The following is a 4846-nucleotide window of genomic DNA, read 5'->3' on the forward strand; positions in this document are numbered from 1 at the left end:
GCCCCCCTTTTCGCGTGCAGCAGCGGGACTTAGTCCTTGCGGCTGGTCACTTCAACCAGGTGATAACCGAACTGGGTCTTCACCGGGCCCTGAACCTCGCCAACCGGGGCGCTGAACACGACGGTATCGAATTCCTTGACCATCTGGCCCGGGCCGAAGGTGCCCAGGTTGCCACCGTCACGGCTCGACGGGCAGCTGGAGTTTTCCTTGGCGACTTGTGCGAAGTCAGCGCCGTTTTCAATGGCGGTCTTGAGTTCGTTGCACTTGGCTTCGGTGGAAACGAGGATGTGACGGGCGGAGGCTTGTGCCATGGGGGCTCCTTGGGGGGAATGATTGAGGGAGGGGAGAGTAACGCATTCAGCGGGCAAACGCTGGGTTCGCTAGGTTAACTCGTCGGTGCGTTCCGGCGACTCGGTGAATGCAAGAACTAGTAGTCAAACAGGTCAATTCTTAATGGGTATTTCAAAATGTTATAAGCTAGAACACATCATCATCTAGGGATGACGCACGCGTCGTCCAGAAAAGAGGCTAAAGCGCTATGGGCATTCGGCAGTCGCTGTTAAAGGTCTTGACGGAGTATGCGGTGGCATCCCAAACGACCTTTACCGGACATCCCTTGGCTCAATTCATTCGTGGCGATTTCTGCAACTTGGTTGCGGGCGTTATAGGCGCCGACAACCAATGGTCGTGCAAGGGCAGTGCGGGCCAGGGGGTCTGGGGGCGCGGGCCTTGGTTGGCAGTTTTCTACGCCCCGGTCACAGAGGGCGCGCAGTCGGGCTACTACCCCGTTTACCTGTTCCGCGAAGACATGCAGGGCGTTTACTTGAGCCTGAATCAGGGCATGACCGAAGCGAAAAAGCACTACAAATCTGACGCTAAGACTGCGCTGAAGGCGAAGGCGGCCAATTTTAGAGCGTTGTTAGGGGCAGTGTGGCAGCAATTTCCCCTGGGGGAGATAGACCTCGCCCCGAGTTCGGCCTCAAACAATACCGCCTTCTACGAAGCGGCAAATATCTGTGCCAAATACTATCCAGCAGATGATCTTCCTTCGGAAGATACGCTCCTCGAAGATTTGAAATCGATGCTGAAACTCTATGGGCAGCTTTACGAGGCTGAGACTGCGGGTGGGTTCAGTGCCGAATCCGAGCTCGACGAACCGGAAGAGCTGCTTTACGAAGACCTGACACGCTTTAGATTGCACAAGCGACTAGAGCGAAGCGTCAAGTTGTCTAACCTAGTCAAGGTGAAGAAAGGCTGCGTGTGCCAGGTCTGCAATATCGACTTTGAGAAGATCTACGGCGAGATTGGCAAGGGCTATATTGAGGCCCATCATCTACGTCCGCTTGCGACGTTGAAAGGGCAGAAAGTTCCAATGGATCCGGTAGTTGACTTCGCTGTACTGTGCGCAAATTGCCATAGGATGATTCACAAATCGGATTGCATTTCGGACGTCAATGCGTTCAAGATCAAGCATTTCACGAGCGGGCATCGTGGGCCTGGAAAACACTAGTCGCATGGGCGAACAATCTTCTGCTGAGCATTGCGCAGACTGACGAGGAAGGGATGACATTGAACCTAGGAAAAGCAGTTGTGGGCTTCCTGGAAGAGCGGCCGGACCAAAAGTTCACAGCGCGTCAGATTGCGGAGTGGGTATTTCAAACCTATCCCAGTGAATGCCAAGCGAAGAAAGAGAATAGTCAAGTTCTTACTACGGACGCGGCGCTAGTTCAGCAACTCGTGGCGGAAATTAGTTCGCGACGACCGCAGCTTCAAAAGAAGTATGCCGAAATGAAAATCACGGAGGGGCGTCCTCGTAAGTACTACTATTCGCGCAAGTCAGATAGCGATGAAGTGGCTGACGCCGAGAGCAAGGGCCCCGATGCGGTGGCCACCGCTTCCGTTCCAACGTTTGGAGAGCGTGAGTTATATCCGCTACTCTCCGCGTATCTGTGGAAAGAGTTCCGCGTGTACTCTAATCGGATTGATGAAAAGCGCTCGTCCAACAAGCGTGGCCCTAATGGCAATAGATGGCTTTATCCTGACGTCGTTGGGATGGAGGACTTAGGAGAAGATTGGCATCGAGAAGTGCGGGACTGTGTAAATCAGTATTCTGACAAGCGCACTAAACTATGGTCCTTTGAAGCGAAGCTATTGATTAACCGATCCAATGCCCGGGAGTGCTTCTTTCAGGCCGTATCGAATTCTTCATGGGCAAATTTCGGCTATCTCGTGGCGGCAGAGATTGAAGGGCAAGACACGCTTAAAGAACTCCGAATGCTCTTTGCCGCGCATGGTATCGGGCTCATTAAGCTGGATGTCGAGAATCCGACAGATAGTCAGGTGTTGGTGCCTGCCCGCGAGCGAGATGAGATAGATTGGGATATGGTCAATCGGTTAGCTACGGAGAACAAAGACTTCTTGGAGTACGTGAAGCTTATCAAGCAGTTCTATCAGACGGGAGAAGCCCGAGCAATGGATTGGGATCTCCCCGCTGAGCCTGAGTGATGCAGTAGTCTAGGAAGTGACGCGTTCGTCGAACCGTCACACCTCAATTCGGAGTTCCAACCGGCGTTGGCATGCTCGATTTTCGGGGCTTGGTTTTCAACGTTCCGCCAACCAGCTCCGGAACGGCTCCAAGTCCATTCCGCTGGGCACATACCAGACCTTCCTGGTCTTATCCCACTGTGCCCCCAGCGCCTTCACCACGTCCTTGTTCTCATACGCGACCCGAAGGTCGCGGTGCCCCACGGCCTGCGTGGGTGCGGCCATGTTTCGACGTAACGCGGTATCCGCCCGTTTCTGAATTGCCGCCAGCTGCATCCGGTCTACAAACACACTGCGCCGCGCCGGGTCTTCCGACGAGACCAGCGTCAGCCGCGTTTTCGTCCGTGTTGCCGCGACGTAAAACAGATTCTCTTCTTCCCCCAATTCACGCAGCGGATTCGGAAACTCTCCCGCATCCAGGAACGGCAGGACGACGTGTGGGAATTCCTTGCCTTTCACGTTCACGATGCAGTCCATCAAGACGGCGTTTTTCCCTGGCCGTCCACCGGCAAACGCTTCCGCGGCGCCGATCCATTCCGAGAACTGATTCAGCGTCTTTCCGGAATCCCGTGCCGTGGCGATGAATCCGGCGACAGACTTCGTGACCACCGACGCTTCGTAGGGATGGATGTACAGGCGCTTGGCCAATTTATCCATGTCCATGATGTTGCAGACTTGCTCCAGCGCGGGTTGGGCAAGGGAATCGACTGACAAGCTGCGCAGGTAAGACACGGCGTCCGCGATGCGTGTGCGGGCCGACACGCTGCCTACGCGCTGGATCTGGCCGTCGAAAAAGTGCTTCAGCGCCGACGGTTCTTTGGCCAGCGTGGTTTTGGCTTCGCGCAGTTCGTCGGGTTCCAGCGGCACTTCCGCGAAGGTGGCAAGCGCTTCCACGATGGCCTCGCGTGTCTTGGGAGACGCGACGTGATGGAAGTCGTCCAGGGCGATGGCGACCATGCCGCGCAGGAACAGAATCTCTTCGCGCAGCAGGTAGCTGTTCATGGTCAGCGTGCGATATTGCACGCCGGCGTTCATCAGGGCATTTTCTATTTCTATGGACTGGTGGGCGTCGCGGAACAGGATGCAGCACTGGTCCAGCGCCTGGCCGTCTTGCTTCCACTGCAGAACGGCTTTGACGACTTCGGCGCCGCAAGCGCCGGGCGCGCTGGCGTAGGTTCGTTCGTGGATATCCGTGCGCACAGGCAGATTCGAGTCGACGGGCTTCTGCTTGAAGGCTTCCATGGCGTAGGCCAGGTGGGGGCCATGGCGGTACGTCATCGTCAACGGGAAATGGGCGCAGTCCGTAAAGCTGGCCGCGATGCGATGCTGCAGGAACGATTCGTCCGCGCCCAGGTGCGAATAAATGACCTGGTCCTTGTCGCCGACGCCGACGAAGTAGGTGGTGTCGGCGCTGACCAGCGCTTCCACAATACAGAACGACGCTTCGTTCATGTCATGCAATTCGTCGCAGACCACCAGCTTGTAGCGGGGCAGGTCCAACCGCGAATCCGGATTTGACCGCAGCAGGCAGGCCAGATCATAGGTGGCGTCGAAAAATCCACGGGCGTCGACATAGCCGAATACATCGACGCGCTGTTTCTCATATTCCACGGCCCACAGGTAATCCGTCAGAGGCAGCCTCAGGGTTTCCGCCGCGTAGACGGGGTCGTCGCCGCCATCCGGCGCAAGCGTCATCGTGGCTTTCAGCTTCAGCAGGTTGTCCAGGAACTGGCTGACGGCCGTGTTGTGCGTGCGGATATCCAGCAGGTCGGTGTACTGCGGGTGGTTGCGCGCCACGTTCTCCAACACGGACAGCGCATAGTCTTGCTGTTCCCGCGTGGACGGCAGGGGTTCCGGCTTGCCGTCCTCGATGCCGGACAGCACGCGCCGCGCAAAATCTTCCACGGTTTGGACGTTGACCCGCTTGGCCGTGTTGTACGCGATGCCGACCTCCACCAAGCGCGCCTGCAGAACCTGCCGGGCTTCGTCGGTGAACGTCAGGCCAAGGATGTCTTCAGGCGGCAAGCCCCTGGCAAGCGCTTCGCCGATGCGCAGGGCCAGGGTCGTCGTCTTGGCGGCCCCCGCGTTGGCGACCACCAGACTGGTCCGGTTCCGCGAGGCCTGGATCTTTTTCTGTTCGTCGGTAGGAACGAATCCGGCAGGGAGGAACTGGGTCGAAGGGGAGGTTGTCGTCATCGGGGCGGTGAAGGCGCGAGCAGGAAGTCGCTGAGGAATGTCGCTGGGGTCAGACGCCAGTGTAACGATTCCGAAAATGCGCCCGCCCAATGCAGACGGGCGGCGG

General features: G+C 57.3%; 4 protein-coding genes. 2 read left to right on the forward strand and 2 right to left on the reverse strand.

Annotation, left to right across the window (positions count from 1 at the left end):
• Nucleotides 1-29 precede the first annotated feature (29 nt).
• Complete coding sequence (locus ACE039_RS26345) at nucleotides 30-311, reverse strand: peptidylprolyl isomerase (protein ID WP_105560068.1); 282 nt, start codon at nucleotides 309-311, stop codon at nucleotides 30-32.
• Between the two features lie 227 nt (nucleotides 312-538).
• On the opposite strand from ACE039_RS26345, the gene ACE039_RS26350 reads away from it, so the two are divergent.
• Both ACE039_RS26350 and ACE039_RS26355 read left to right on the forward strand, forming a co-directional pair.
• Nucleotides 539-1510 (forward strand): MrcB family domain-containing protein, encoded by a 972-nt coding sequence (locus ACE039_RS26350; RefSeq protein ID WP_485811153.1) that lies wholly within the window; start codon nucleotides 539-541, stop codon nucleotides 1508-1510.
• A 53-nt stretch (nucleotides 1511-1563) separates the two neighbouring features.
• Complete coding sequence (locus ACE039_RS26355; protein ID WP_485811152.1) at nucleotides 1564-2505, forward strand: COG2958 family protein; 942 nt, start codon at nucleotides 1564-1566, stop codon at nucleotides 2503-2505.
• Nucleotides 2506-2601: 96 nt separating this feature from the next.
• Here ACE039_RS26355 and ACE039_RS26360 read toward each other — a convergent pair whose 3' ends face one another.
• The gene (locus ACE039_RS26360; protein ID WP_485823755.1) at nucleotides 2602-4740 is read right to left on the reverse strand and encodes a UvrD-helicase domain-containing protein; all 2139 of its coding nucleotides are present in this window, start codon (nucleotides 4738-4740) and stop codon (nucleotides 2602-2604) included.
• Nucleotides 4741-4846: the final 106 nt, after the last annotated feature.

The organism is Achromobacter maghribensis (assembly GCF_057334215.1).